This is a genomic window from Glaciecola sp. 1036 (assembly GCF_050306235.1).
In the GTDB taxonomy this organism is placed as follows: Bacteria; Pseudomonadota; Gammaproteobacteria; order Enterobacterales; family Alteromonadaceae; genus Glaciecola.
The window spans coordinates 200,590-226,877 of sequence record NZ_JBLWFH010000003.1 but is presented as its reverse complement, the minus strand read 5'-3'; the positions used below and the strand labels follow the sequence as shown (position 1 = coordinate 226,877).

The following is a 26,288-nucleotide window of genomic DNA, read 5'->3' as shown; positions in this document are numbered from 1 at the left end:
AAGCGCGAATAGGAGTCGCCAATGAAAAAAGTTCTTATCATTTTATTAGTAATAATTGCTGTGGTTGCCGGCGGTGTTTGGTATGCCCTGTCTAACGCTGGGGATATTATTAAGACCCAAATCGAGCAACAGGGAAGCAAATTTTTAGGCACCCAAGTCAGTGTATTTAATGTTGATCTAGCCTTGTCTGAGGGGCGTCTAACCATTAACGACATTGACGTAGAAAACCCTCAAGGTTTTTCTGACGAAGATGCCTTTAGTTTAGAAGCGATCACCCTAGATATTGGCAATGTCACCAGTGAACCTTACAGAGTACAATCTCTAACCGTTAACGCTCCCGAGATTTTGTATGAATTGGATGCTGCAGGTAAAGGAAATTTGATTGTGTTGAAAGATAACCTAGCCGCTAACTTAACTGCTTCAGGCGATACGCCACCACCAAGTGAGTCGAAAATTAATCCTTTGGTCATTGTAGAAGAAGTAATTATTAGTAATGCCAAGTTAACGCTTAATTTTGAAGCTGTACCTACGGGTGAATATGAAATTGAGAAAAAGGTTTATGAAGTTACCTTGCCTACCTTTAGTGCTGGCGCAGTTGGCGAACCAAATGGACTACCAGCAGACCAGGTTGGGGCTGCAGTAGCCAAAGCGATGTTAGACAATGCGATTGCAAAAGCAAAGCAAGAAGCCAAAGATCGTTTAAAAAATGCTGCTAAAGATAAAATTCAAGAAAAAGTAGACGAAGAGAAAGAGAAATTATTGGATAAAGCCAAGGATAAATTGTCTGGTTTTTTGAAAGATAAGTCTTAGCATATCTTTGTTAGACTGCGCGGGAATTTAGATCCTGACTTTCGTCAGGATGACAAAAATCTACCGTCATTGCGTGCTCAGCGTAGAATCTGCACCCTGACTTTCGTCAGGGTGTCTAATAATACTAAGACGCCGCAGCAATCTTTTCTACTTCTTTCCAAACCCGCATAAGATTTTCATTTAGGATCAGCTTAATATCATCTTCGCTATAGCCTCTTTCCAGCAAACCTTCGACTAGGTTTGGAAAAGTTGAAACATCTTTTAATCCTTCGGGTAGCGAATCACCAACACCGTCATAGTCTGAACCTATGCCAACATGCTCAATACCTACGAGTTCAACCACATGATCGATATGGTCTAGGACAATGTTTAAATCAGCAAATGGATAAGGATTTTGTGTTTTAAAGTTTTCATCAAAGTCTTTTACTTCTTGGCTATCAGATCCAAAGGTATCAACCAAGGCGGTGCGTTCTTCGGTCATACGATCTCGCCAACTTCTCGCCATAGGACTTACAAAACCTGAACCGAAGTTAATCATGATAACGCCGCCATTTTCAGCCAGTTTCTTGACCATGTCATCGTTCATGTTGCGCTCAAAGCCCGGCGTAAATCGACGTAATGAAGAATGAGAGGCAATAACAGGCGCTTTTGATATCTCGATGGCTTGATAAAAGGCTGCATCTGATACATGAGAAATATCAACCATGATGCCTAATTTGTTCATCTCAGCTACTAGCTCTTTTCCAAAAGGACTTAACCCCTTCCATTGGCGTCTAAGATCATAGCTGGAATCACTAATATGATTACTTTGCGAATGCGCTAGGGTTATATAACGAATGCCTCTGTCATAAAAATGTTTAAGGGTTTCCATGCTGCCTTGCACTGGGGAACCATTTTCCATCCCCATAGGCAATGAAATAAGGCCCTTTTTAAAGTTTCGTTCTACATCTGCAGTGCTATAAGCAAGCGCAAATTTATCAGGCGCTCTTCCTACGATTGCTTCAACAATATCTATCAAATCGTCTGCCAAGTAAGTCGATTGTGCACTATTGTCTAATCGAGCTGGTACGTAAATTGACATGAATGGCGCATCTAAGCCGCCAGCAACTGCTCTTGGATAGTCAAAATCACCGTCTTCTGTTGCTACTGTCACGTCAACCCACTGATTATTCACGCGATAGGGTACATCTATGTGGCCGTCAACAATAATATTTTCATGGGCTATGCGTTGCGCTTTTTCACTCATAGATTCAGAAGAAGTGGAAGTACAGGCAGTGGTTGCAATGCAAGCAAGTGCAAATGGTAAAATTAACTTTTTGTTTGTATTCATGGGGCTCGTTTCGTTAGGTGGTTATTATTTACTGTTATTAAACGCTTATTTATAAATTTTGGTTTCTGAAGAAACTTCTAATAATTTTAAGTAGTTAATTCTACTATACTGCACAGGCTAGAGATTGACTAGTCATAGAGTTATTCTATTGTCGTTCAAAGGGTGACATCAGAGTCACTTTGTACCATAATAGCGAACCCTGTGAAGGACAAGATGCGAACAACAAGGTTGTTCTCGAGGGCGGAAAAATTTATTACGCATAAGTCTCCGTCCAACCATAAAAATATAATCAGAGAAGTAATAATGGCAATTAACTATATTCCGCTTGATAAAGCAAAGCATGGTGCACTAAAAATTATCCCTAAAACGGACTTTTCGTTTGCAAAAGAAACCCATTTAGCGGCTGCGACAATTCGCGAATACGCGCAGTTGTCCAACACTATGCCAATTGTATTAATTCAAGATCCTACGACCAATAACATCCATTCAGTTGCTATGTTAGGGTTAGAACAAGGTAAGAATTTATTTTGGAGTGAAGATCGTTGGCAGGGTGCTAACATCCCTCTTAACATCCAACGATACCCATTCGACATTCGCCCTGACGGTGACAAATTAGGTGTATTTATCGACGAAAGTTCTGAGCTTTTCGGCGATGAAGGTGAGCCTTTATTTACTGAAAGCGGTGAGCCAAGTGAATTATTGAAAAATCGTCAGCAATTTCTTGCTGATCTAGCTAACAGCGAAGTACAAAACCAACGTTTTATAAAGCAGTTGCAAGACAATGATTTGCTTGAAGAACTACAAATCCGCATTCGTTATGTTTCAGGTCAAACTCGTAATGTGACAGGCATCTTGTCTGTAAATGAGAAAAAGCTACTTGAAATGGAAGATGACAAGGTACTAGCGATGCACAAAGCTGGTTTCTTAGGTGCATGTTATTCTCTTATGTTGTCTCTTGGTCAATTGAACCGTTTAGTTGAGTTATCAAACAAAACTGAAAATCCAATTCAAGCGATTCAAGTAGTGACTGCAGCTCAAGCCGCGAGAGAACAAGAATTAGCGCAATCTCAAGCCGCTGCGCCTCAAGCTTAATTGAAGCTTTACAAACGTATAAAGCCACTTTAAGTAAAGTGGCTTTTTTATTATCTACCTTGTATGGCCTCATAAATATTAGCCAGTAATCCTATCCAAAACAAATATACCAGAAACCAATTTTATAAAAACAACCTATCATTATGTGCTAGGCGTTTTTCTACTGGTTTGTTATTGTAAAAGAGCTTAAGAGTTAAACGGCTTGATTTTACCAAGCAAGAATATTTAATCAGGAATAATTTGACTTATCGGCGAGTCGCTCGTGTAAAAGGAAGAACATGAAACTATATATTTTGATTTTAGCAATTGCTTTAGTTGCTTGTTCTTCTACTGAAAATGATTCGAGTTCGCCAGCTCAAGATAACAACGTGTCTCAAAACCTTACTAGTCAAACCCCTGAGAGCGCAGTTGACAATGTTCCAGAGTCTGAAAGAGTATACTTTTTTCAGCATCGAATTTTACCTGAATGGACCTTTACTACTGAGGGACTATTTTTTGAAGACTTGATAAGAGGAGAGTTTAGCAAACTTAAACAAGCTGCAACTGATATTGTGTCTAAAGACTTTGCAGAAAATCTAGATGTATTACAAATTCCAACAAAAGACGCTGTATTAATTACCTTCCCTGAACCGAGGGGGCTAACCAATTGCTTTTTCGTGATAATTCAGAGAACCAACAATAGCTTTAGTTATTACACTTATGAAAAAACCATGAGTTTTGGCGATGATGACCACTTTAAAGGCGTTGTTGGAACTTGGTCAAGCGAAGGTTCCCACGGAAATTTAGGTCCGAGAACCTATACATCTCCAGCAAATTTCATTGAAGACGTGCTAGGAAAGTAAAACTAATAACGTCAGCTATTATATCCTTAAATTAAAATTTTGATAAGCAGGCGAGCCCGTCCCACTGGTTGTACATCGTCAATGCATGATTTCCTTATTTTATTTTTTACTATAGTGAAGCTTTTTAATCACCGTTCAAAAACCCTGTATGAATAAACTAGTTTTTGCAAAGGCTTCCATAGGGCAGCTAAAACGCGAAATAAACACTAGCTTTTACAATAACTTCATCTCAACCGGAGATTCCAGCTTCGAACTGGAAACCACAATAAGAGTGCAAAACTCGAAATAAAACCTTGACAAAAGTAGGTTTTAGGTCAAAAATTGCAAAAAAGTGGGTAATAGTGGCATAAAAGGGTTTTTGCAAAGGGGAAAACCAGTTTAGAAAAAAATAACAACAAGCTACTAACAACAAAAATAGGCTAGGGGAAATGTTCCGCGGCGCTAACGCAATCAATCTTGACACGAAAGGCCGATTAACGATACCGACGAAGTATCGACAAGGCCTGATGGATGATTGCCAGGGACAGCTGGTTTGTACCATAGATATTACGCAAAAATGTTTGCTACTTTACCCACTTCCCGAATGGGAAGAAATTGAATTAAAACTTCGGACTTTCTCATCCATGAACGATGATGAACGTCGCTTACAACGCCTACTGTTGGGAAATGCAGCAGATGGCGATATGGACAAAAGCGGCAGATTCTTAATCGCACCTAATCTTCGTGCTTTCCTTGATTTAAAAAAGTCAGTCATGCTAGTGGGCCAATTAAATAGATTCGAAATTTGGGATGCAGACACTTGGCAAGCTCAACTTGAAGCTGATATCGCAGTGCAACAGCAAGGGGGCTTTGAGCTTTCAGAGCGGTTGCAGGATTTTGCGCTATGACATCGGCAAATTTTGCCCATCGCTCGGTTTTATTCGACGAGACGATTGAGGCTTTAGCGATTCAACCCGATGGTATCTATGTGGATGCTACCTTTGGCCGGGGTGGTCACAGCCGAGGAATTTTAACCGCATTATCCGAAAACGGACGTCTAATTGCCTTCGATAGAGATATTGAGGCTATTCAAGCGGCTCAAGCGCTGGCTCAAGACAAACGATTCAGTATTAACCATTGTGCATTTTCAGAGATGCTGCCGGTTATGCAATCACAGGGGCTTGATGGGCAAGTTGACGGTATATTAATGGATATCGGCGTGTCATCACCTCAATTAGATGACGCAACTCGCGGATTTAGTTTTATGCATGATGGTCCTCTCGATATGCGTATGGATCAATCCAGTGGCATAAGCGCCGCTGAATGGTTAAACACCGCGAGTTTAGACGATATCACTCATGTCTTAAAAGTACTCGGAGAAGAGAAATTTGGTCGTCGAATAGCCACAGCAGTAGTTGAAAGAAGAGCTAGCAAGCCTTTATCTACTACCAAAGAGTTCGTGCAAATTATCGACCAAGCAGTGCCGGTAAAAGATAAGTTCAAACATCCAGCCACACGGAGTTTTCAAGCTGTCCGAATTTTTATTAATGGCGAATTAGACGAGTTAGAAACAGCTTTAGATTCTGCCTGTCATATATTGAAACCCGGCGGGAAATTAGTGGTCATAAGCTTTCATTCGTTAGAAGACCGAATTGTTAAGCGATTTATTAAAGCCAAAAGCCAGGGGCAAAAATTGCCAGCAAGGTTGCCTATAAGTCAGCAAGAAGCTGATAAGGGCAAAGTACTGAAATCTTTAAGTCGCGCGATTAAAGCATCGGCTGAAGAAATTCAACAAAATCCCAGAGCACGAAGTGCAGTATTGAGAGTGGCGGAAAAATTATGAGTGAGAAAACCACACCGAACTTTAATTTGCTTTTACTTATTACTGCCGACTTAAGTCGGCACACTTTTCTCTTATTGATGTATTTAGCTGTTGTAGGTACAGCCTTAGCAGTGGTGGTAAGTACTCACAAAAATCGTGAATTATTGATTACTCATGAGCAATTGATTGAAGAAAAAGACAGCTTAGATGTGGAATGGCGACATTTGATAATTGAGCAAAACGCGCTCACTGAACACAATCGAATAGAGCGGTTGGTCAGAGAGCGTTTGAACATGCGGCGACCTTCGAAAGACGATGAGGTCTTTGTGAGTGAAAATTAATGACCATTAGCGCAACCATACAAAAGCCGCGCCGTAAAAAGAAAAACGGTGGGCAAGCCAAACCTAAAGTATCGCCAATGCTCATGCATTGGCGTTTTGGCGTTGTATTGGGCACAGTATTTTTAGTCTTTGCATGCTTAATTGCCCGCGCTGCTTATATTCAAGTAATTGAACCTGATGTGTTAATTGAACAAGGTGACAATCGCACAATACGTACTCGAGATAATGTCAATTATCGTGGTCTAATTGTCGACAGAAATGGCCAGCAACTAGCGGTTTCAGTGCCTGCGCAAGCCATTTATGCTGATCCCAAGATTATCCATGACAACGAGGGTTTGGCCGACAAGCGCAGATGGATTGCTTTAGCTGAAGTATTGGAGCGAGATTTAGACGATTTGCTAGACAGAGTCAGTAATCCTAACCGACGTTTTATATATTTACAGCGTCAAATTACCCCGGCGATGGCCGATTATGTTAAAAACCTAAAAATTCCAGGGGTATATTTACGTAATGAATCAAAACGATATTATCCGTCAGGAGAGGTCTCTGCGCACATTGTAGGCTTTACCGATGTTGATGATAAAGGGTTAGAAGGTCTAGAAAGACTATATGACAATTACTTAACGGGTACACCGGATAAACGTCGCATTCGAAGAGATGCTTCAGGTCGTCAAATAGAAATATTGGAACAACAAGAAGGTAAAAAAGCGGAAGATCTTCAGTTGACCATTGATCAGCGCATTCAAGCGCTAGCGTTTCGAGAAATTAAAAAGGCTACTATTCGATATCAAGCGACCTCAGCGTCAGTGGTTGTAGTGGATGTGCATACTGGCGAAGTGTTGGCCATGGCGAATACACCTTCATATAACCCTAATAACCGTTCTACTGTGGCCAGTCATAAAGTGCGTAATCGCGCTATTACAGATGCTTTTGAGCCTGGTTCTTCAATGAAGCCCCTTGCTGTATTAGCTGCTTTAGAGTTTGGTTTAGTAAAACCTGATGACACAGTGGATACATCCCCTGGGTGGATGTATTTAGGTGGCAGTCGCGTTAGCGATCCTCGTAATTTTGGCGTACTTTCCCTAACAGAAATTATTCAGCATTCTTCTAACATGGGTACGTCAAAACTAGCCTTAGAAGTTCCTCGGCATTTTTTGATGGATACTTACTATAACATGGGACTTATGGGCGATACCGGGTTAAATATGCTAGGTGAATCCAGTGGTATTTTTCATGAAAGAAATCGTTGGTCAAAACACGAAATTGCCACCCTTTCATTTGGTTACAACATAGCAGTAACCACAGCACAGTTGGCCAGAATGTATGCCACTATTGCCAATGGCGGAATTTTGAATCAACTGTCAATTGTTAAAGTGGATCAACCTGAAGAACCGCCAATTCGTGTCATAAGTGAAGAGAATGCTGTTGCTTTGCTAAATATGATGGAAAGTGTTACCCAACAAGGTGGGTCAGGACACAAAGCAAGTGTGCCTGGTTATCGCATAGCAGGAAAAACAGGCACTAGCCAAAAAGCCGTGATCGGTGGTTATGGCGAAGAATATGTCAATATATTCGCAGGCATAGCGCCAGTGTCAGATCCCCAATTGGCCATAGTGGTTTTAATCAATGAGCCTGGTGGAGACTTGTATCATGCGGGTGATACAGCTGCACCAACATTTTCAGCCATTGCCGAAGGTACATTGCAAATGCTCAATATTCCACCAGATGCAGCTCATGCTGCCAGTGTGGTAATGAGGAAAGATCATGAGTAGTCCTCTAATAATGCCTGGCATTGCAATAACAGATGTCATGGCTGGACTAAGACTGTTGCAAGTGCCTGATCTTGACCTAGAAGCTTTGGGTGGCAAAGTGTTTAAAGATGCCACCCTTGATAGTCGTAAAATCAATCAGCACTCTATCTTCATTGGATTGCAAGGTACTCAAGTACATGGTCGTGAATATTTACCTCAAGTCGTTGCAAAAGGAGCGCCTTTAGCGCTGGTGGATGCTGAGGATTACGCAGTTGAACAACAAGATAACACCTTGGTTTTCTTCATTTGTGGTTTGAAATCCAAGTTGCCTGAATTTTTACGCACTATTTATCCATCTATCAGTCAGATAGAGCATCTGGTGGCAGTGACTGGCACTAATGGTAAAACCTCGGTTGCCAATCTATATGCTCAGGTTGCAGCTCAACTTGGGAACCATAGTGCTTCTCTAGGTACGCTTGGGATACACCTGCATAGACCACTGCAGTCAGTAGTTAAAGTCGCGGAAACGATTAATACAACACCAGATATTGTAAGTTTATATCAACAACTAGCCAATCTAGCCTCTAATCATGTGACTCATGTTGCCCTTGAAGCTTCATCACATGGCATTGAGCAGGGGCGCTTAGCGGGTCTACCAATCACCACTGTGATTTTTACTAACTTGTCTCAAGATCATTTAGATTACCACGGCGACATGCAAACCTATGCCCAAGCAAAGCGAGGCATATTAGCCAATTCTTCGATTCAATATTTGGTCTTAAATGCCAATGATGACGAGTCTGCACTCTGGTCTAAACAGGCCCAAGCTTCTGTGGAGCAGTTGTTTTTTGCTATTTCATCAGGCTCCGAGATTTCTACTTATGATGCAAAAACACATTTGGTGGCCATTGATGTCAGTTATTTACCTAACGGCATTGAATTTCGTCTAAATACTCAAGATAACCAAGACTCAATTCAAATTCCTCTTTATGGAAAATTTAATTTAGCTAATTACTTAGCTGTTATTTCGGCTTTTAAGCTGCAAGGTGTATCTATACAAGACCTAATCAACACTGCATCTAAAGTATCTGGGGTTGATGGTCGCATGGAAACATTCAACATCGATAATCGTGCTTTTGTTGTGGATTATGCGCATACCCCAGATGCGCTTCAAGAAGCATTAATCGCTACTAGAGCACATGCAGACAAGCAATTGTGGGTAATTTTTGGTTGTGGTGGCAATCGCGATACCAGTAAAAGACCTTTGATGGGAAAAATTGCTGATGAGTTAGCGGATAAAATAGTGCTGACCAACGATAACCCAAGATTCGAGCCGCCAGAAGATATTATAAAAGCTGTCCTTGATGGCATTCAAAACAAGCACAAAGTGCATATTGAGCAAGATAGAAAAATTGCCATACGCTACGCCCTTGAGCATTCAAACTCAGGTGACTTAGTGTTGGTGGCAGGAAAAGGACACGAAACCTATATCGAAATCCAAGGGAATAAACATTTTTATGATGAACGACTATATGTCAGTCAGCTAGCGGAGGAGTTCGTATGATTAGCTGTTCTTTAGGCTGGATAGCGTCCCAAATAAAAGGACGTTTGAGTACAGATAGCGTTAGTGAAATGCAAGTAAATCAGGTATCTACAGATACACGTACCTTGTCATCCGGTGATTTGTTTTTTGCATTGGTCGGTGAAAATTTTGACGGCCATGAATACCTAGTCATAGCCCTTGAAAAAGGCGCTAGTGCACTTGTTGTAAGCAAACCAGTCAACAGCCCCCTGCCTACAATAATGGTAGAAGACACCAAAATAGCCTTGGGATTATTGGGTGCAGCAGTAAAACAAAAAGTTAACCCGAAAACTATCGGCATAACAGGCAGCAGCGGTAAGACAACTGTTAAAGAAATGACCGCGAGTATTTTAAGCCAATGTGGCAAAACACTGTTTACTCAAGGCAACTTTAACAACGATATTGGCGTGCCATTAACCTTATTGAGATTACAATCCGAACACGAATTTGCGGTTATCGAAATGGGCGCAAATCATTCTGGCGAAATTGATTACACCACCCATTTAGTGAAACCAGATGTGGCTACCATCGTCAATGCCGCGCCTTCACATTTACAAGGGTTTGGTAGTTTGTTTGGTGTTGCCAGAGCAAAAAGCGAAATTTATTCAGGAATACCTAGTGACGGTGTGGCGTTAGTAAACACTGATAGCCAATTCTATGAATTTTGGTTGGGCAAAACAGATCATTGCAAAACCTTGACCTTTTCACCGTCGTCTGCAAAGGGTCAATTCTACGCTACCAATGTAAGTATTAACGAAGATGGATGTGCTGAGTTTGAATTGGTCACCCCACAAGGCAAAATACCCATTCGATTGCGAGTACCGGGTAAACACAACGTTGGAAACGCAGTGTTGGCGGCGGCATTAACAACACAAGTAGGGGCTGAATTACCTCAAATCCAAGCTGGTTTGTTCGAAATGCGTTCGGTAAAAGGACGACTTTCGGTTGTAAAGCTTGGGGCTGATGTACGTTTAATGGACGACACTTACAATGCCAATGTGGCTTCTGTCAAAGCAGCGATTGACCTTCTAGCAACCTACGCAGGTCCTAGAGTCTTTGTTTTCGGAGATATGGGCGAATTAGGTGATCAATCTATGCAATATCATCAAGATATTGGCGATTATGCGAAACAAAATAAGATTGATGCACTCATATCATTAGGCGAGCTAAGTCAGCATGCGAGTAAAATGTTGGGAAATCAAGGCACTCATTGCAAATCTGTGGATGATGTGATGCAACATTTGGAGTTACTGATAGCAGCTGCAACGCAAGCGCACCAACTACCAGTCAATATATTGGTTAAAGGCTCAAGAAGTGCGCGAATGGAAAGAGTCTGTGAAGCGTTAAAGAATAACTATAACAACAAAGCTGAAGACGGCGATGTACAGGAGTCTAACGAATGTTAATTTGGCTAGCTGAATGGTTAACCCAATATGAAAGTGCATTCAACGTATTTTCATATCTAACCATGCGAGCAATTTTAAGTACCCTTACTGCTTTGATGATTGCTATTTTGATTGGGCCAAGAATGATTACTTGGCTACAGCAAATGCAAATTGGGCAAACGGTTAGAAATGATGGCCCTCAGTCGCATTTATCAAAATCAGGCACCCCAACGATGGGCGGTGTTTTAATTTTAGCGGCAATATTAACCAGTAGTTTGCTTTGGGCTGATTTAAGCAATCGATATGTGCTAGTTACCCTGTTTGTGGTGGTGAGTCTCGGTATTTTAGGTTTTATAGACGACTATCGAAAAGTGGTTCGTAAAGATCCTAAAGGACTTATTGCCAGATGGAAGTATTTCTGGCAGTCAATCATTGCCACAGGTGTAGCGATTTTCTTATATAGCTCAGCAAATATCGAAGCCGAAACATCATTAATCGTCCCCTTTTTTAAAGACGTACTTCCACAGCTAGGTTTGCTTTACATCATCATTACCTATTTCGTCATCGTAGGTACCAGTAATGCGGTAAATCTTACTGATGGTTTGGATGGGCTGGCGATAGTGCCCACAATTTTAGTCGCAGGCGCTTTTGCCATATTCTCCTACGTTACAGGCAATGTGAATTTTTCAGCCTATTTGAATATTCCCTTTATCCCACTTACCAGCGAACTTGTTATTGTGTGCACCGCTATAGTGGGTGCAGGATTGGGATTTCTCTGGTTCAATACCTATCCAGCCCAAGTGTTTATGGGCGATGTCGGTTCCCTAGCGCTAGGTGGGACCCTTGGGGTACTAGCCGTGCTTGTTCGACAAGAGATAGTGTTAATTATCATGGGGGGAATTTTTGTGGCTGAAACCCTCTCGGTTATTCTTCAAGTAGGGAGTTTTAAGTTACGCGGTAAACGTATTTTCCGCATGGCACCTATTCATCACCATTACGAACTCAAAGGCTGGCCAGAACCAAGAGTCATAGTGCGTTTTTGGATTATTTCACTGATTTTAGTGCTAATTGGTTTAGCTACCTTAAAGTTAAGATAGGAGAGAGCAGGTGAGCATTCAAGACTATGCTGATAAAAAAGTCGCTGTTATCGGATTCGGTATCACTGGCAAAGCATGCATAGACTTTTTCACCAAAGCTAAAGCCAAGGTTTGTCTGTTTGTCACTGATATCTATCAAGTGCAACTGAAAGTCAGTGAATATTCGGTATTAAAAGAAGTCCAATTACAAGAATTCAATACTACGTCTGAATTTGATGAGTTCCATACGGTAGTCGTCAGCCCAGGCGTGGATACAAACCATCCCGCGTTGAAAAAGGCGATGGCATTAGACATAGAACTGATAAGTGATATAGAGCTGTTTGCTCGTCACAACCAGAGCCCTGTTATTGGTATCACAGGGTCGAATGGCAAAAGTTCGGTGATCGATATGCTGTATCAAGGATTAAGCAGTTTAGGCATTAAAGTAGGAATAGGCGGTAACTTTGGCGTATCTGCGGTTAAATTGCTTGACGGACAATACGATATTATTCTGCTGGAATTATCGAGTTTTCAGCTTGAACTTACGTATTCATTGCATTTACAAATCGCCAGTATTTTAAATATTACCGAAGACCATATTGATCGCCACGGTAATTTAGAAGCTTATGCAGAGGTAAAACAACGTATTTATAACAATGCAGATAAAATTATTGTCAATCGAGATGATCCTTTAACAATTCCTGTAAACAAGAGCGTAGTATACGCCTCCTTCGGACGTTCAGAAGTTTCCTCCGAGCTTGATTCTTTTCAAGATGAAGAGGGCATCAGCGTTGGTGGAAAGCTAATTTTTAATGCATATCAATTAAATGCTATTAGTGACCACGGCAGATTAAACTTACAAGTAGTCTTGCTTTGTGGCTTTGCTTTTTTAGATGAAGAAGAGCGCACCGCCTTTGCGGACGCATTGTTATTGTACAAAGGCTTGCCTCACAGATTTGAATTAGTAAAAACCTATCAAAATCAATCGAATAAAACTGTGCGTTGTATTAACGATTCTAAAGCGACGAATCCTGGTGCCACCTTGGCTGCGCTAGAAACCATAGGTGATGATGAGCATTTAATTTTGATCGCTGGTGGTGATTCAAAAGGAAGCGATTTAACTGAACTGGCAAAAGCCATAGAAACAAAAGTCGATTCTTTATTATGCATAGGTCAGGACGCTGATAAATTCCTAGCACTTCTTCCAAACGCAAAATTATTCGATCAGTTAGATGACGCAGTGGAAGCAGCCATTCGAGAAGCGGCTGGAAGTCCTAGCGATGTTTGCATTTTACTGTCTCCAGCTTGCTCCAGTATTGATATGTTTGAAAACTATCAACATAGAGGTGAGTGTTTTACCCAGTCGATTAAGCAAAGGAGCGCAAGGTGAGTAGTACCGCAAACTTAGCGCAGATATTTGCCGCAAAACATGATCAAACGAGTACTCAGCCATACAATCTGATGTTAGTACTCATATCAGTTGCTTTGCTGACATTAGGCTTTGTTATTGTGACTTCTGCATCCATTCCCGAGGGCGTGCGCATTCACGACCAGCCATTTTATTTTGCCTTTAGACATGGTGCTTATATTTGTTTAGCCCTTATTGCTGCAATGATTACTCTGAATCTACCTATGCAATTTTGGCGTGTAGGTAATCCTTATTTGCTCTTGTTAGCGGTTTTACTTTTAGTTTCTGTGTTATTGATTGGTCGAGAAGTTAACGGTAGTAAACGTTGGTTAGCCTTAGGACCCATTACGGTTCAAGCGGCCGAGCCCGCAAAGTTGTTTTTCTTTTGTTATTTAGCTGGTTACTTAGTGCGTCGTTATGAGCAAGTCACGGAAAACTTAAAAGGCTTTATAAAACCATTAATCGTGTTTTTTGTGCTCGCGTTTTTGCTCTTGCTCCAGCCTGATCTAGGCACAGTAATTGTTATGTTTGCTACCACTTTGGCCTTATTATTTCTTGCTGGCGCTAGGTTGTGGCAGTTTTTTGCCTTAGGTTTTACCGGTGTTGCAGTAGTGGTGTCCTTGATTGTGTATTCTGATTATAGAATGCGACGAATTACGGCCTTTTTAGATCCTTGGGCGGATCCTTTTGGCAGCGGCTACCAGTTAACCCAATCGTTAATGGCATTTGGTCGAGGTTCTTGGTTTGGTCAAGGGCTTGGTAATTCAGTGCAAAAATTAAATTTTTTACCTGAAGCTCATACCGATTTTATTATGGCAATATTAGCCGAAGAATTAGGCTTTGCAGGCATCCTTACGGTACTCATGCTAATTTTGGGGATGGTAATCATCGCCCTTCGCATAGGTAATAAAGCGCTCACCAATGACCGACACTTTGATGGCTTTTTAGCTTACAGTATTGGTATTTGGTTTAGTTTTCAAACCGCGGTCAATTTAGGCGCCGCATCTGGCATTTTACCAACTAAAGGGTTGACATTACCTTTAGTCAGTTATGGCGGCTCTTCACTCATCATTATGAGTGTGGCGGTGGCCATATTATTAAGAATCGACTTTGAGTTGCGCGTCGAAGGTGTCCACGCGATTCCAAAGAAACGTCGCAAATCAATTAAACAATCGACGCCACCAGAAGAGGTGGAAGATGCCTAAAATAGTCATAATGGCGGGTGGAACTGGCGGTCATGTCTTTCCCGGATTAGCAGTTGCCCATGAGTTACAAAATCGTGGTTGGCATATTGATTGGTTTGGTACTAAAGAAAAAATGGAAGCTCAGGTCATTCCTCAACAAGGCATACCAATTCATTTTCTGGATATAGCAGGTGTTAGAGGTAAAGGGGTTCTAACAAAATTGCTTGCGCCTTTTCATTTATTGTCAGCAGTTTCCAAGGCAAGAAAAATACTCAAGCGCCTACAACCTGACGTGGTGTTAGGTATGGGAGGCTATGCCAGTGGTCCTGGTGGCTTGGCCGCAAAAACCTTAGGTATTCCATTAATTGTGCACGAACAAAATGCCATTTTTGGATTAACTAACCGTATTTTGGCAAAAATCAGCCAATTTGTGTTAACAGGTTTTGATGTCAGTCAGCATCCTCAAATAAGTAAAGCGCCAACCAATACTCATTGGGTTGGTAATCCTGTGCGCAATGCATTTTTCAATGTGGAATGTAAAAGCGCAGAAAACCAAGGCCCAATTCATATATTAATTACGGGTGGCAGCTTAGGGGCAAGAGCGCTGAATGAACAACTACCGAAGATCATCAATCGACTAGCTGAACACCATATTTTGAAGGTAAAACATCAGACCGGAAAAGGTAAATTAGACGACATTAAAGACCTGTATTCAGATCAATTAAATGTAGAACCTATGGAGTTTATTTCCGAACCTGAAAAAGCCTTAGAATGGGCTGACATTGTCATTTGTAGAGCCGGGGCCTTAACAGTTGCCGAAGTGGCCGCTACAGGTAGACCTGCGATTTTTGTACCTCTGCCTATTGCCGTTGACGATCATCAACGGCATAACGCAAATAGTTTAGTAGACAATAACGCCGCATTTTTAGTTTTACAATCTGATATCAGCAGTGCCATGTACGATAAGCTATTGGCCTTATGTGATTCAGCTGAACTGAGACACGAAATGTCTTTAAAAGCAAAAGCCCTGAATAAAAGAGATGCCGCCAAACAGGTTGCTGATTTTTGTGAGCAAGCAGCGCAGGGAGGTCAGCGATGACTGAGCAACAAATTCCTTTGCATGTGAGAGATCATAAAATGCGCAGTGTAGATACCATTCATTTCGTTGGTATTGGCGGTGCCGGCATGGGCGGTATTGCAGAAGTGATGCTTAATTTAGGTTACAAGGTTACCGGGTCTGACATTGCAAGCGGTGCAATGACAAATCGATTAGCCAGTTTAGGCGCGACTATTTTTATTGGTCACCAGGGCCATAATATTAGTGGTACGGATTTGGTCGTTGTGTCCTCTGCTATTAATTATGCTAATCCTGAAATTCAGGAAGCAACAGCTCAGCGCATCCCAATAATTCGTCGCGCGCAGATGTTAGCGGAATTGATGCGTTTTCGTTACGGCATTGCGGTCGCAGGTACCCATGGTAAAACCACCACTACGAGTTTGCTAGCGACCATTTTTTCTCAAGCAAACTTAGACCCAACCTTTGTGATAGGTGGTCTGTTAAACAGCGCGGGTACTAATGCCAAGCTAGGTGCTAGCAAATATTTAATCGCCGAAGCTGATGAAAGCGATGCATCATTTTTACATTTACAACCTACAGTATCTGTCGTCACCAATATAGAGGCCGATCACTTAGAGGCCTATGATGGTGATTTTAATAAGATGCAAACTGCTTATCTGGAATTTTTGCACAATCTTCCTTTTTACGGGTTAGCTGTACTTTATGGTGACGATGAAGTTATACAGCGTTTAATTCCAAATTTAGAACGCAAATATATTACTTATGGCATTGAGCAACACAATGATTATGTGGCTGAGGACATTGTTTTTGGGCTAAATCGTTGTGATTTTAGAATAAAACGCCCAAACAAGCCCAGTTTGTCCATACACTTGAATTTATCTGGTATCCACAATGTATTGAACGCAACTGCCGCAGTGGCCATAGCCACGGACGAAGGCATTAGTGATACTGACATTCAAACCGCACTGGCCACTTTCGGCGGAATAGGGCGCAGGTTTCAATTACTCGGAAAATATCTTCTACAAAATAAGACGGGTGAATTTAGTTTAGTGGATGATTATGGTCATCATCCAACAGAAGTTTTAATGACCATTAAAGCAGCACGACAAAATTGGCCAAATAGCCGCATTGTCATGGTATATCAGCCTCATAGATACACTCGAACAAGGGATCTTTACGAAGCCTTCGTGGCGACCTTGTCTGAAGTAGATTGTTTATTGTTACTGGACATTTACGCGGCCAGTGAATCTCCAATTGACGGGATTGATAGTACCAACCTTTGCCGTTCGATTCGACAGCGCGGGAAATTAGATCCAATTTATGTTGCGAACAAAAAAGACCTTTATCAGGTACTGCCGAACATTTTACAAGCGGATGATATTGTAATGATGCAAGGAGCCGGAGACATTGGTGCTTTAGCTCAGCAAATGCAGAATATGCATTGTGATTTTGCCAAATTAAGCGAACAACAGGAGTAACCTAGGAATGGCTAAAGATGCTTATTCCCCAGAAGAATTTGGAAAAGTTGCCGTTTTGTTAGGTGGCGACTCAGCCGAGCGAGAAGTCAGTTTGGCATCAGGAAACGCGGTGTTATCTGCGCTTCAATCTGCTGGTATTAACGCCCATCCATTTGATCCCTCAATACGCTCAATTTATGAGCTTGTAACCGATGGGTTTGATCGTGTGTTCAATATTTTACACGGACGCGGCGGAGAAGATGGAGTGATACAGGGCGCGCTACAACAACTAAAAATTCCCTACACTGGAACAGGTGTCCTCGGTAGCGCGCTAGCAATGGATAAAGTGTTAACTAAACTAGTTTGGTCGGCACGCAATCTTCCTACGGCAGATTATCGCGTGCTCGAACAAACAACCTATAACCCGCAAGAGTGCTTCGATATTTTAAAAGATTTAGGCGGAAGAGTTATTGTCAAACCTTCACGAGAAGGATCAAGCATTGGAATGGCTATCGCCTCCACAGCAACTGAATTGCAAGAGGCAATTCAAGCAGCCTTTAAATACGATGACGACGTTTTAGTGGAATCATTTATTGTTGGGCCTGAATATACGGTTGCGATTTTAAATGGGAAAGCTCTACCTTCTATTCGCATGACGACTCCCCATGGTTTTTACGATTACACGGCTAAGTATCAAAGTGATACTACTGAATATTACTGCCCAAGTGGGCTTCCAATTCACGAAGAACAAGAATTAGCCCGCTTGGCGCTAACAGCATTTGAAATGTTGTCAGGAAATGGCTGGGGAAGAATCGATTGTATGCGTGATAAGCAGGGTAATTTTTATCTGCTTGAGTCCAATACTGTGCCAGGCATGACAACTAAGAGTCTTGTGCCTAAAGCGGCTAAACAAGCCGGCTTAAGCTTTGAAGATTTGGTAGTGCAAATTTTGTCCCAATCAATGAATTTTATGGAAGACTAAATGGGCACCGAACTGGCAACACAACAAGCACAACCTAGCAGAGAGCGTGTACCTCTGCCCATAGGTTTAAGCGTCTTTTTGTGTGTGATTGCAGGTTTTATCGTAGCGGGGTTTTACGCTAAAGCTTGGCTCGAAGACGAGCAACAATTGCCAGTGCAAGACATAGTGTTTACCGGAGATATAAAAATGGTAGACACCGACGCTATGGAAAAAGCCATTCGAAATCAGCATAAAGGCAGCTTTTTTGCGGTTGATGTGAATGATGTTCACGCTAATGTGGAGCGTCATCCTTGGGTATACAACGCGTCAATTCGTAAACGTTGGCCAAGTGCTTTATACATTCATATAGTTGAGCAACAAGCGGTTGCAGTGTGGAATTCGGACCTGTTATTGAATAAATATGGTGATACCTTTGAAGGGGATCCTGAAAGCGTAAATTTACCCCAATTATTTGGTCCGAATGGTAGTGAGAAAACAGCGTTAGTGGGATACAATCATATGCGTATTCTGATGGCCGGAAGTGGGCAAAAAATAAGAGAAGTATTTCTAAGCGAACGCTTTGCTTGGAAACTCAGATTAGCCTCTGATGTAACTCTAAATTTGGGACGTCAAGAATACATAGATCGTTTGCAGCGATTTATCGATATATATCCCATTATAGAAGCGCAAAATAAGCAAATTGATTATGTTGATTTACGTTATGATACGGGATTAGCAGTTGGCTGGACAGTTGCTGGTAATGATAATGCCACAGAATAAAGATAATAAAGGTGAAAAAAGTGTCTAAGGCGTCAGATAAGGAACTAATTGTTGGTTTAGATATTGGAACCAGTACCGTGAAAGCTGTGCTTGGCGAAATCTTGCCAGACGGAGAATTGAGTATATTAGGCGTCGGTGAACACAAATCCAGAGGCATGGAAAAAGGTGGCGTTAACGACCTTAATTTAGTTGTGCAGTCAGTACAACAAGCTGTCAACCAAATGCAGTTAATGGCTGATTGTCACGTAAGCTCTGTGTTTATGTCTATCAGTGGTCGTCATGTGCAGTGTCAAAACGAAACCGGCATGGTGCCAATTAACAACCAAGAAGTAACTCAAGAAGATGTAGACAGTGTGATTCACGCTGCCCGCTCAGTGCCTATGGCTGCCGAACGAAAACTGTTACATGTATTACCGCAAGAATTTGTTATTGACGTGCAAGAAGGGATTAAAAACCCTATTGGCATGTCAGGCGTAAGAATGGTTGCTGCAGCGCACATTATTACCTGTGCAGATGATATGGCCAAAAATTTAGTTAAGTGCGTTGAAAATTGTGATTTAACGGTTGATCAGACCATTTTCTCGGCTGTTGCTAGCAGTTATGCGGTATTGACCGAAGATGAAAAAGAATTAGGGGTTTGCGTTATTGATATTGGTGGTGGAACTATTGATATAGTTATTTACACCGACGGCGCAATACGCCATACTGCGGTTATACCATTGGCGGGAAACCAAATAACAAGCGATATCGCAAAAATATTCCGAACGCCAATGAATAATGCGGAACAAATAAAAGTAAATTACGCATGTGCGCTGAAAGATATGGTTAGCATGGAAGAGACCATTGAAGTACCTAGTGTGGGTGGTCGTCCTGCACGGGCCATGTCTAGACATACGCTTGCCGAAGTGATTGAGCCAAGGTTTCATGAACTATTGGAAATAGCGTATGAGCAAATCAAAGCCAGCGGATTAGAAGAACAAATAGCGGCAGGCTTAGTGATAACCGGTGGTACCGCCAAAATGGAAGGTGCTGTTGAGTTCGCCGAAGAAATTTTCCAAATGCCTGTAAGAGTAGGTCACCCACATTCTGTCAAAGGTTTGTCAGAATATGTGGAAGATCCTAGCTATGCAACTGCTGTGGGTTTGTTACAATACAGCAAGCAAAATATTAATAATAAAAAGACGTCAGGAAAAACTGGCGAAGAGAGTGTGTTTAAACGCATACAAAGTTGGTTTAAAGGTGAGTTTTAGGGGACCTTTAGGCGCTAATTAAATACGAGTCTGTGCGCGCAGACTCACAGTATCGGAGACTTATCATGTTCGAACTGATGGATAATCCAACTGATGATGCCGTCATCAAAGTTGTGGGTGTTGGAGGCGGTGGTGGTAATGCCGTACAACACATGGTTACTCACAGCATCGAAGGCGTTGAATTCATTGCAATGAATACAGACGCTCAAGCATTAAACAATTCAACTGCAACGTTGAAGCTTCAACTTGGTTGTGAACTAACCAAGGGGCTTGGTGCAGGTGCAGATCCAAATGTCGGTCGAGAGGCTGCGCAGGAAGATCGCGAAAAAATTAGGCAAGCGCTTGATGGTGCCGACATGGTGTTCATCACTGCTGGTATGGGTGGTGGAACCGGAACAGGTGCTGCTCCAGAAGTCGCTAAGCTGGCCAAAGACATGGGAATTTTAACGGTTGCGGTTGTAACCAAGCCTTTCCCATTTGAGGGGCGTAAGCGAAGCGATTTTGCCGATCAAGGTATTGCTGAATTATCAAAATATGTGGATTCGTTGATCACCATTCCGAACGAGAAACTTCTCAAGGTAATGGGTAAAGGAACACCACTGCTACAAGCCTTTAGTGCGGCAAACGATGTACTGCGTGGTTCGGTTCAAGGTATCGCTGAACTAATTACACGTACAGGTTTAGTAAACGTTGACTTTGCTGACGTTAAAACCGTTATGTCTGAAATGGGTACTGCCATGATGGGAAGTGGTGTAGGTACTGGTGAAGACAGAGCGGAAGAAGCAGCAGAAGCGGCGATTGCTTGCCCATTATTAGAAGATATCGATCTTTCTGGTGCTCGAGGCATTTTGGTGAATATCACAGCAGGTATGGATTTCGCTATTGATGAATATGAGACCATTGGTAATGCAGTCAAAGCCTTTGCGTCTGAAAATGCTACCGTTGTTGTGGGTACAGTCATCGACATGGAAATGCAAGACGAAGTCCGCGTAACTGTTGTTGCTACGGGTATTGGCGCTGAAAGAAAGCCCGATATTACGCTAGTCAACAATGAACCGACGCGTCAGCGAGCGACAGGTACTGACAATATGTCAGCTGAAGCTGCGCCTCGTCCAGAGGAAGCATCAGAACCTAATGAATTGGAATATCTGGATATTCCAGCATTCTTAAGAAGACAAGCTGACTAGTACTGGTCTGAACAGATAGAAAAAGCTTGAAAACTTTAAACCCCTTGACATTCAAGGGGTTTTTCTCTATATTTCTCCGCTGTTCTTAATTTAGGTAACCGAATGTTAAAACAACGCACAATAAAAGAGTCGGTGACTGAAACAGGGATTGGTTTACACAAAGGGCGCAAGGTTCGAATGACCTTGAAACCTGCCCCAGCTAACACAGGAATTGTGTTCAGACGCGTCGACATATCACCGCCTACGGATATCATCGCCAACGCGAAAGATGTTGGTGATACTACCTTGTGTACCTGTATTACAAACGAACAAGGCCATTCAATTCACACGGTTGAGCATTTAGCTTCAGCCTTGTCGGGACTAGGCATTGATAACATCATAGTTGAAGTTGATAGCCACGAACTGCCGATTTTAGACGGCAGTGCAAGTCCATTTATATTTTTACTGCAAAGTGCTGGCATCCAAGAACTGGACGAACCTAAGCGTTTCATTAAAGTCAATCGAACTATTCGAGTTGAAGACGGTGATAAATGGGCTGAGTTTAGACCCTATGATGGTTTCAAAGTAGACTTTAAAATAGATTTTGCTCATCCAGCCATTTCTCAATCACGTCAACACGTGGTAATGGACTTTTCTAAAGATAGTTATGTGGATGAAATATCACGTGCTAGAACGTTCGGATTTATGCGTGACTTAGAAACGATGAATTCTATGAAGCTGGCCCTCGGCGGCAGCATGGATAACGCGGTTGCGTTGGATGATTTTCGAGTTCTTAATCCAGAAGGACTTAGATACAATGATGAATTTCTAAAACATAAAATTTTAGATGCTATTGGTGATTTATACTTAGGTGGTCACAACCTAATAGGTGAATTAGTTGCATACAAGACGGGGCATGGTTTAAACAATAAATTGTTAAATGCAATATTAGATACTAAAGACGCATGGGAATATGTTTCATTTGAGAATGAAGATAAGATGCCGATAAAGTACATAGAGCCAAACAATTTAGTTGGTATAAGGTTTGCTTAGTAGTCAATAAAGTTAGAGCTAAGTGCTAGTTGAACATTGTTTTGTAGGTTTAATGCATTTTATACTCGATTATTGAGGTAAAATGCCGCTTATAAACAGGGATTAGCGGTTGATAGTCCTATTAAGTGTCAAAAATTTTACTTATAAAGTTCAATGTATCTTTATTTGAGGTATGGCCAAAAATACCAACTTTAAGATAGAAACGCTTCAATTGAGGCGTTTTTGCTTACTTAAACATTGATTTAAGGTATGAATAGTTATAATTTGGTCAGGTTGTGAGTGTACTCAGAAATCTAAAAAAAACCTATTATGACGCTACTGTTAGCGCAGAATAATAATAATAAAGATGAATTAATTGAGATTAAACCATGAAAGTCACCATTAGAGTCAACGGCAAAGATTTAAGCTACGAAACGCATTTTTCATTGCGTAAATTTATCAGTGGCTTCGTATTGCTATCACTTGTTATGTTGGTGTCTAGCCGCTCGACAGATTCCGTGTATGAAAACCAAATTCGATTAAGCGTTGTTAAAACTGGTCTCGAACAACAGGTAGCCCTTGTCAACCAACTTAAAAAAGATACTGAATCTCAAGTAAATGGAATTGTTGGTCAACTGGGGGATATGCAGTCTGAACTTAATAGGTTAGATGTCATCAGCCAAAACCTAGCTCGAAAAGCTGGCATTTCAGTTGAAGATTTCAGCTTACCAGAAACAGTCGAGCAAGAAATTGGGGCTGAACATAATCTGACAATTCGAGCTGAAAAGCTCGCTGCAGCACTAGAAACTAAAATTCAACAACTAACAGCGCTTGAATCTATCCTAATTGGCCTCAATATAGAACATCAGAGTGAGTTAGCTGGTCGTCCTATTGATAAGGGGTGGTTATCTTCTTATTACGGCATTCGAAAAGACCCGTTTTCTGGTCAACCCGCTATGCATAAAGGGATAGACTTCGCCGGAGACGAAGGCAGTGATGTAGTTGCTACTGGTGCAGGTATAGTGACTTGGTCTGGCGAGCGTTCTGGATATGGAAAACTTGTCGAGATTGACCACGGAAACGGTTTACGCACCCGCTATGGACATAATGAAGCTGTTTCAGTGTCTGTAGGCGACGTTGTCACAAAAGGTCAAGCTATTGCCCTTATGGGTAGCAGTGGCCGTTCAACTGGACCCCATGTACATTACGAAGTAATTAAGCATGGTCAGCAGGTAGATCCTTTACCGTTTATCTATAAATAGATAAAAAATCAACGCTGATATCAAGTTCACCCACTCTAAGTATGGTCATGATAGTGGAATTTAGCTATCATGACGCCCTTAAAAATTTCATAAAAAATTCGGATAACGCCTGAGCATGTTTGCAAGTATTTTTAAAAAGGTTTTTGGCACCCGCAATGATAGATTGCTTAAAAAGCTGCAAAAAACAGTCAATATAATTAACGGTCTAGAAGCCGATTACGAAAAACTCTCTGATGAAGAGCTAAAAGCTAAAACAGCAGAATTTAAAGAGCGCATTGAGAAAGGTGAAACCTTAGATGCACTTCTGCCGGAAGCTTTTGCTGTCGTTAGGGAAGCCAGTAAACGTGTATACGGTATGCGCCATTTCGATGTGCAAATGCTAGGCGGTATGGTGCTGCATCAAGGCAAAATCTCAGAAATGCGTACTGGTGAAGGTAAAACCCTAACCGCAACCTTGCCTACTTATTTAAATGCAATCACAGGTAAAGGCGTGCACGTAATCACGGTAAACGATTATCTAGCTAAACGTGATGCTGACTGGAGCCGCAGTTTATTTGAATTTTTAGATCTTACCGTGGGTTGTAATGTACCAGGCATGGGCCATGCGGAGAAAAAACAAGCCTATGCTTGTGATGTTACTTATGGTACCAACAACGAATTTGGTTTTGATTATCTGCGCGATAATATGGCATTCAGCCCAGCAGACCGCGTGCAACAACCTTTGTTCTTTGCAGTAGTGGATGAGGTTGACTCTATATTAATTGATGAAGCAAGAACGCCGCTGATTATCTCTGGCGCCGCAGAAGATAGTTCAGAATTGTATAAACGCATGAACCATTTTATTCCTAAACTTGTTCAACAAGATCAGGAAGATGAAGAAGGTCAGCGCGGTGATGGACACTATACCATTGATGAAAAATCAAAACAGGTCCATTTAACCGAAGCAGGCCAAGAGTTCATTGAAGAGTTATTACAACAAGAAGGGCTTCTAGAAGAAGGCACTTCGCTTTACAGTGCAGCAAATATTCCTCTTTTACATCATGTTAACGCAGCACTTCGTGCTCATAAATTATTTGAAAAAGATGTGGATTATATCGTAAAAGATGACACTATCGTCATCGTTGATGAACACACTGGTCGTACAATGGAAGGTCGTCGTTGGTCGGAAGGTTTACACCAAGCTATCGAAGCAAAAGAAGGTGTAAAAATTCAAAATGAAAACCAAACGCTTGCGTCTATAACGTTCCAGAACTACTTCAGACTATATGAAAAACTCTCCGGTATGACAGGTACAGCGGATACCGAAGCATTTGAGTTTAATCATATCTATGGGTTGGAAACAGTTGTAATTCCAACCAATAAACCTATGGTGCGTAAAGATTTAGCAGATTCTATTTATCTTACGGCTGAAGAAAAATACGAAGCTATCGTTGAAGACATTAAGGATTGTGTTAAACGAGGCCAACCTACTTTGGTAGGCACTATTTCCATCGAAAACTCAGAGTTGCTATCGCGCATTCTGAAAAAAGAAAAGATCAAACATAAAGTGCTTAACGCCAAGTTCCACGCTCAAGAGGCTGACATTGTTGCAGAAGCGGGTTTACCAAGTGCGGTAACTATTGCTACCAACATGGCGGGTCGTGGTACTGACATTGTGTTGGGTGGAAACCTTCAGTCTGAGATTAAAAAGTTAACTGACCCTACCCCTGCGCAGATAGAAAAAGTGAAAACTGAATGGGAAACCCGTCACGAGAAAGTACTTGAGGCTGGTGGTTTACACATCATTGGTACTGAGCGTCATGAATCTCGTCGTATCGACAATCAGTTGCGTGGTCGATCTGGTCGACAAGGTGACCCAGGTTCATCTCGTTTCTACTTATCTTTAGAAGATCCGCTCATGCGTATTTTTGCATCAGAAAAAATGGGTGCAATGATGAAACGTTTAGGTATGGAACGTGGCGAATCTATCGAACACCCTTGGGTATCTCGAGCCATTGAAAACGCCCAGCGTAAAGTAGAAGGTCGTAACTTTGATATTCGTAAGGCCTTGTTGGAATATGATGATGTTGCCAACGATCAAAGACGAGTCATTTACGAACAACGTAATGAATTATTAGACGAAGGCGACGTTAAAAATGCCATTGAAAAAATTCGTGTAGATGTAATCAACGGTGTTGTGGACCAATACATTCCTCCTCAATCTTTAGAAGAAATGTGGGATGTTGCTGGTTTAGAAGAGCGTTTGAAATCTGATTTTGCGTTGGATCTTCCTATTCAGAAAATGCTAGATGAAGATGACAAACTATACGAAGAAAAAATTCGAGAATACATTATCAGTGAAGCTGAAAATGCCTACAAAGAAAAAGAAGCAGCTGTGGGTGAAAGTGTTCTTCGCCTATTTGAAAAACAAATCATGCTTCAGACCTTGGATCAGCATTGGAAAGAGCATCTAGCGGCTATGGATTATTTGCGCCAAGGCATTAACCTTCGTGGTTATGCGCAGAAGAATCCTAAACAAGAATACAAGCGAGAGTCATTCGAGTTGTTCTCTGAAATGTTAGATAACTTGAAAATTGATGTTGTTAGTATTCTGAGTCGCGTTCAGGTGAAAGAGCAGTCTGACGTTGAAGCTGTAGAAGCGCAAAGAAGACGCGCAGAAGCAGAGAAAATTATTGAGCAAAAAGCGCCTTCACCGAATGA

The 26,288-nt window shown here is 41.6% G+C and carries 21 protein-coding genes and 1 pseudogene; 21 read left to right on the top strand and 1 reads right to left on the bottom strand.

The window, feature by feature from the left end; all coding sequences use genetic code 11:
* Nucleotides 1-21: 21 nt before the first annotated feature.
* Nucleotides 22-810, top strand: a complete 789-nt coding sequence (locus ACNKW3_RS06010; RefSeq protein WP_427398372.1) for a hypothetical protein — start codon at nt 22-24, stop codon at nt 808-810.
* A 124-nt stretch (nt 811-934) separates the two neighbouring features.
* Here ACNKW3_RS06010 and ACNKW3_RS06005 read toward each other — a convergent pair whose 3' ends face one another.
* Nucleotides 935-2,140 carry a dipeptidase gene (locus tag ACNKW3_RS06005; protein WP_427398371.1) on the bottom strand — a complete coding sequence of 402 codons (1,206 nt, stop codon included), beginning with the start codon at nt 2,138-2,140 and terminating at the stop codon, nt 935-937.
* 303 nt (nt 2,141-2,443) lie between these two features.
* On the opposite strand from ACNKW3_RS06005, the gene ACNKW3_RS06000 reads away from it, so the two are divergent.
* From ACNKW3_RS06000 to secA, 20 genes and pseudogenes are all read left to right on the top strand, one after another.
* Nucleotides 2,444-3,232 (top strand): SapC family protein, encoded by a 789-nt coding sequence (locus ACNKW3_RS06000; RefSeq protein WP_427398370.1) that lies wholly within the window; start codon nt 2,444-2,446, stop codon nt 3,230-3,232.
* Nucleotides 3,233-3,510: 278 nt separating this feature from the next.
* Nucleotides 3,511-4,074, top strand: coding sequence for a hypothetical protein (locus ACNKW3_RS05995; RefSeq protein WP_427398369.1), 564 nt, complete (start codon nt 3,511-3,513; stop codon nt 4,072-4,074).
* Nucleotides 4,075-4,502: 428 nt separating this feature from the next.
* Nucleotides 4,503-4,961, top strand: coding sequence for a division/cell wall cluster transcriptional repressor MraZ (gene mraZ, locus ACNKW3_RS05990; RefSeq protein WP_427398368.1), 459 nt, complete (start codon nt 4,503-4,505; stop codon nt 4,959-4,961).
* On the top strand, nt 4,958-5,896 hold the full coding sequence (gene rsmH, locus ACNKW3_RS05985) for a 16S rRNA (cytosine(1402)-N(4))-methyltransferase RsmH (RefSeq protein WP_427398367.1): 939 nt from the start codon (nt 4,958-4,960) through the stop codon (nt 5,894-5,896). Before mraZ ends, rsmH begins: the two co-directional genes overlap by 4 nt.
* On the top strand, nt 5,893-6,216 hold the full coding sequence (gene ftsL / locus ACNKW3_RS05980; protein ID WP_427398366.1) for a cell division protein FtsL: 324 nt from the start codon (nt 5,893-5,895) through the stop codon (nt 6,214-6,216). Before rsmH ends, ftsL begins: the two co-directional genes overlap by 4 nt.
* Nucleotides 6,216-7,988 (top strand): peptidoglycan D,D-transpeptidase FtsI family protein, encoded by a 1,773-nt coding sequence (locus tag ACNKW3_RS05975; RefSeq protein ID WP_427398365.1) that lies wholly within the window; start codon nt 6,216-6,218, stop codon nt 7,986-7,988. The genes ftsL and ACNKW3_RS05975 overlap by 1 nt, the downstream gene beginning before the upstream one ends.
* Nucleotides 7,981-9,531 (top strand): UDP-N-acetylmuramoyl-L-alanyl-D-glutamate--2,6-diaminopimelate ligase, encoded by a 1,551-nt coding sequence (locus ACNKW3_RS05970; protein WP_427398364.1) that lies wholly within the window; start codon nt 7,981-7,983, stop codon nt 9,529-9,531. The genes ACNKW3_RS05975 and ACNKW3_RS05970 overlap by 8 nt, the downstream gene beginning before the upstream one ends.
* Complete coding sequence (locus ACNKW3_RS05965) at nt 9,528-10,955, top strand: UDP-N-acetylmuramoyl-tripeptide--D-alanyl-D-alanine ligase (RefSeq protein WP_427398363.1); 1,428 nt, start codon at nt 9,528-9,530, stop codon at nt 10,953-10,955. Before ACNKW3_RS05970 ends, ACNKW3_RS05965 begins: the two co-directional genes overlap by 4 nt.
* A complete protein-coding gene (gene mraY / locus ACNKW3_RS05960) occupies nt 10,949-12,031 on the top strand; it encodes a phospho-N-acetylmuramoyl-pentapeptide-transferase (RefSeq protein ID WP_427398362.1) in 1,083 nt (360 codons plus the stop codon). The genes ACNKW3_RS05965 and mraY overlap by 7 nt, the downstream gene beginning before the upstream one ends.
* Nucleotides 12,032-12,041: 10 nt before the next feature.
* Complete coding sequence (murD, locus tag ACNKW3_RS05955; RefSeq protein WP_427398361.1) at nt 12,042-13,400, top strand: UDP-N-acetylmuramoyl-L-alanine--D-glutamate ligase; 1,359 nt, start codon at nt 12,042-12,044, stop codon at nt 13,398-13,400.
* On the top strand, nt 13,397-14,623 hold the full coding sequence (gene ftsW, locus ACNKW3_RS05950; protein WP_427398360.1) for a cell division protein FtsW: 1,227 nt from the start codon (nt 13,397-13,399) through the stop codon (nt 14,621-14,623). The genes murD and ftsW overlap by 4 nt, the downstream gene beginning before the upstream one ends.
* On the top strand, nt 14,616-15,701 hold the full coding sequence (gene murG / locus ACNKW3_RS05945; RefSeq protein WP_427398359.1) for an undecaprenyldiphospho-muramoylpentapeptide beta-N-acetylglucosaminyltransferase: 1,086 nt from the start codon (nt 14,616-14,618) through the stop codon (nt 15,699-15,701). Before ftsW ends, murG begins: the two co-directional genes overlap by 8 nt.
* Nucleotides 15,698-17,158 carry a UDP-N-acetylmuramate--L-alanine ligase gene (gene murC / locus ACNKW3_RS05940; RefSeq protein ID WP_427398358.1) on the top strand — a complete coding sequence of 487 codons (1,461 nt, stop codon included), beginning with the start codon at nt 15,698-15,700 and terminating at the stop codon, nt 17,156-17,158. The genes murG and murC overlap by 4 nt, the downstream gene beginning before the upstream one ends.
* A 7-nt stretch (nt 17,159-17,165) precedes the next feature.
* Nucleotides 17,166-18,119: a D-alanine--D-alanine ligase gene (locus ACNKW3_RS05935; protein ID WP_427398357.1), complete on the top strand. Its 954-nt coding sequence runs from the start codon at nt 17,166-17,168 to the stop codon at nt 18,117-18,119.
* On the top strand, nt 18,120-18,878 hold the full coding sequence (locus ACNKW3_RS05930) for a cell division protein FtsQ/DivIB (protein ID WP_427398356.1): 759 nt from the start codon (nt 18,120-18,122) through the stop codon (nt 18,876-18,878).
* A gap of 20 nt (nt 18,879-18,898) precedes the next feature.
* Nucleotides 18,899-20,128, top strand: coding sequence for a cell division protein FtsA (ftsA, locus tag ACNKW3_RS05925; RefSeq protein ID WP_427398355.1), 1,230 nt, complete (start codon nt 18,899-18,901; stop codon nt 20,126-20,128).
* 65 nt (nt 20,129-20,193) lie between these two features.
* Entirely contained in the window at nt 20,194-21,315 is a 1,122-nt protein-coding gene (gene ftsZ / locus ACNKW3_RS05920; RefSeq protein WP_427398354.1) for a cell division protein FtsZ, read from the top strand.
* Between the two features lie 102 nt (nt 21,316-21,417).
* On the top strand, nt 21,418-22,347 hold the full coding sequence (gene lpxC, locus ACNKW3_RS05915) for a UDP-3-O-acyl-N-acetylglucosamine deacetylase (RefSeq protein ID WP_427398353.1): 930 nt from the start codon (nt 21,418-21,420) through the stop codon (nt 22,345-22,347).
* Between the two features lie 368 nt (nt 22,348-22,715).
* Nucleotides 22,716-23,588, top strand: a complete 873-nt coding sequence (locus ACNKW3_RS05910) for a M23 family metallopeptidase (RefSeq protein WP_427398352.1) — start codon at nt 22,716-22,718, stop codon at nt 23,586-23,588.
* Between the two features lie 115 nt (nt 23,589-23,703).
* Nucleotides 23,704-26,244: pseudogene (gene secA, locus ACNKW3_RS05905) on the top strand (preprotein translocase subunit SecA); the annotation flags it as partial.
* Nucleotides 26,245-26,288: the final 44 nt, after the last annotated feature.

Coding starts and splice junctions, on each gene's coding strand:
- ACNKW3_RS05965 (WP_427398363.1), top strand. CDS start 9,528: ATGATTAGCTGTTCTTTAGGCTGGATAGCGTCCCAAATAAAAGGACGT.
- lpxC (WP_427398353.1), top strand. CDS start 21,418: ATGTTAAAACAACGCACAATAAAAGAGTCGGTGACTGAAACAGGGATT.
- ACNKW3_RS05930 (WP_427398356.1), top strand. CDS start 18,120: ATGGGCACCGAACTGGCAACACAACAAGCACAACCTAGCAGAGAGCGT.
- mraZ (WP_427398368.1), top strand. CDS start 4,503: ATGTTCCGCGGCGCTAACGCAATCAATCTTGACACGAAAGGCCGATTA.
- ACNKW3_RS05995 (WP_427398369.1), top strand. CDS start 3,511: ATGAAACTATATATTTTGATTTTAGCAATTGCTTTAGTTGCTTGTTCT.
- ACNKW3_RS05910 (WP_427398352.1), top strand. CDS start 22,716: ATGAAAGTCACCATTAGAGTCAACGGCAAAGATTTAAGCTACGAAACG.
- ftsZ (WP_427398354.1), top strand. CDS start 20,194: ATGTTCGAACTGATGGATAATCCAACTGATGATGCCGTCATCAAAGTT.
- ACNKW3_RS05935 (WP_427398357.1), top strand. CDS start 17,166: ATGGCTAAAGATGCTTATTCCCCAGAAGAATTTGGAAAAGTTGCCGTT.
- ACNKW3_RS06005 (WP_427398371.1), bottom strand. CDS start 2,140: ATGAATACAAACAAAAAGTTAATTTTACCATTTGCACTTGCTTGCATT.
- ACNKW3_RS05970 (WP_427398364.1), top strand. CDS start 7,981: ATGAGTAGTCCTCTAATAATGCCTGGCATTGCAATAACAGATGTCATG.
- murG (WP_427398359.1), top strand. CDS start 14,616: ATGCCTAAAATAGTCATAATGGCGGGTGGAACTGGCGGTCATGTCTTT.
- rsmH (WP_427398367.1), top strand. CDS start 4,958: ATGACATCGGCAAATTTTGCCCATCGCTCGGTTTTATTCGACGAGACG.
- ftsL (WP_427398366.1), top strand. CDS start 5,893: ATGAGTGAGAAAACCACACCGAACTTTAATTTGCTTTTACTTATTACT.
- ACNKW3_RS06010 (WP_427398372.1), top strand. CDS start 22: ATGAAAAAAGTTCTTATCATTTTATTAGTAATAATTGCTGTGGTTGCC.
- ACNKW3_RS06000 (WP_427398370.1), top strand. CDS start 2,444: ATGGCAATTAACTATATTCCGCTTGATAAAGCAAAGCATGGTGCACTA.
- ACNKW3_RS05975 (WP_427398365.1), top strand. CDS start 6,216: ATGACCATTAGCGCAACCATACAAAAGCCGCGCCGTAAAAAGAAAAAC.
- mraY (WP_427398362.1), top strand. CDS start 10,949: ATGTTAATTTGGCTAGCTGAATGGTTAACCCAATATGAAAGTGCATTC.
- murC (WP_427398358.1), top strand. CDS start 15,698: ATGACTGAGCAACAAATTCCTTTGCATGTGAGAGATCATAAAATGCGC.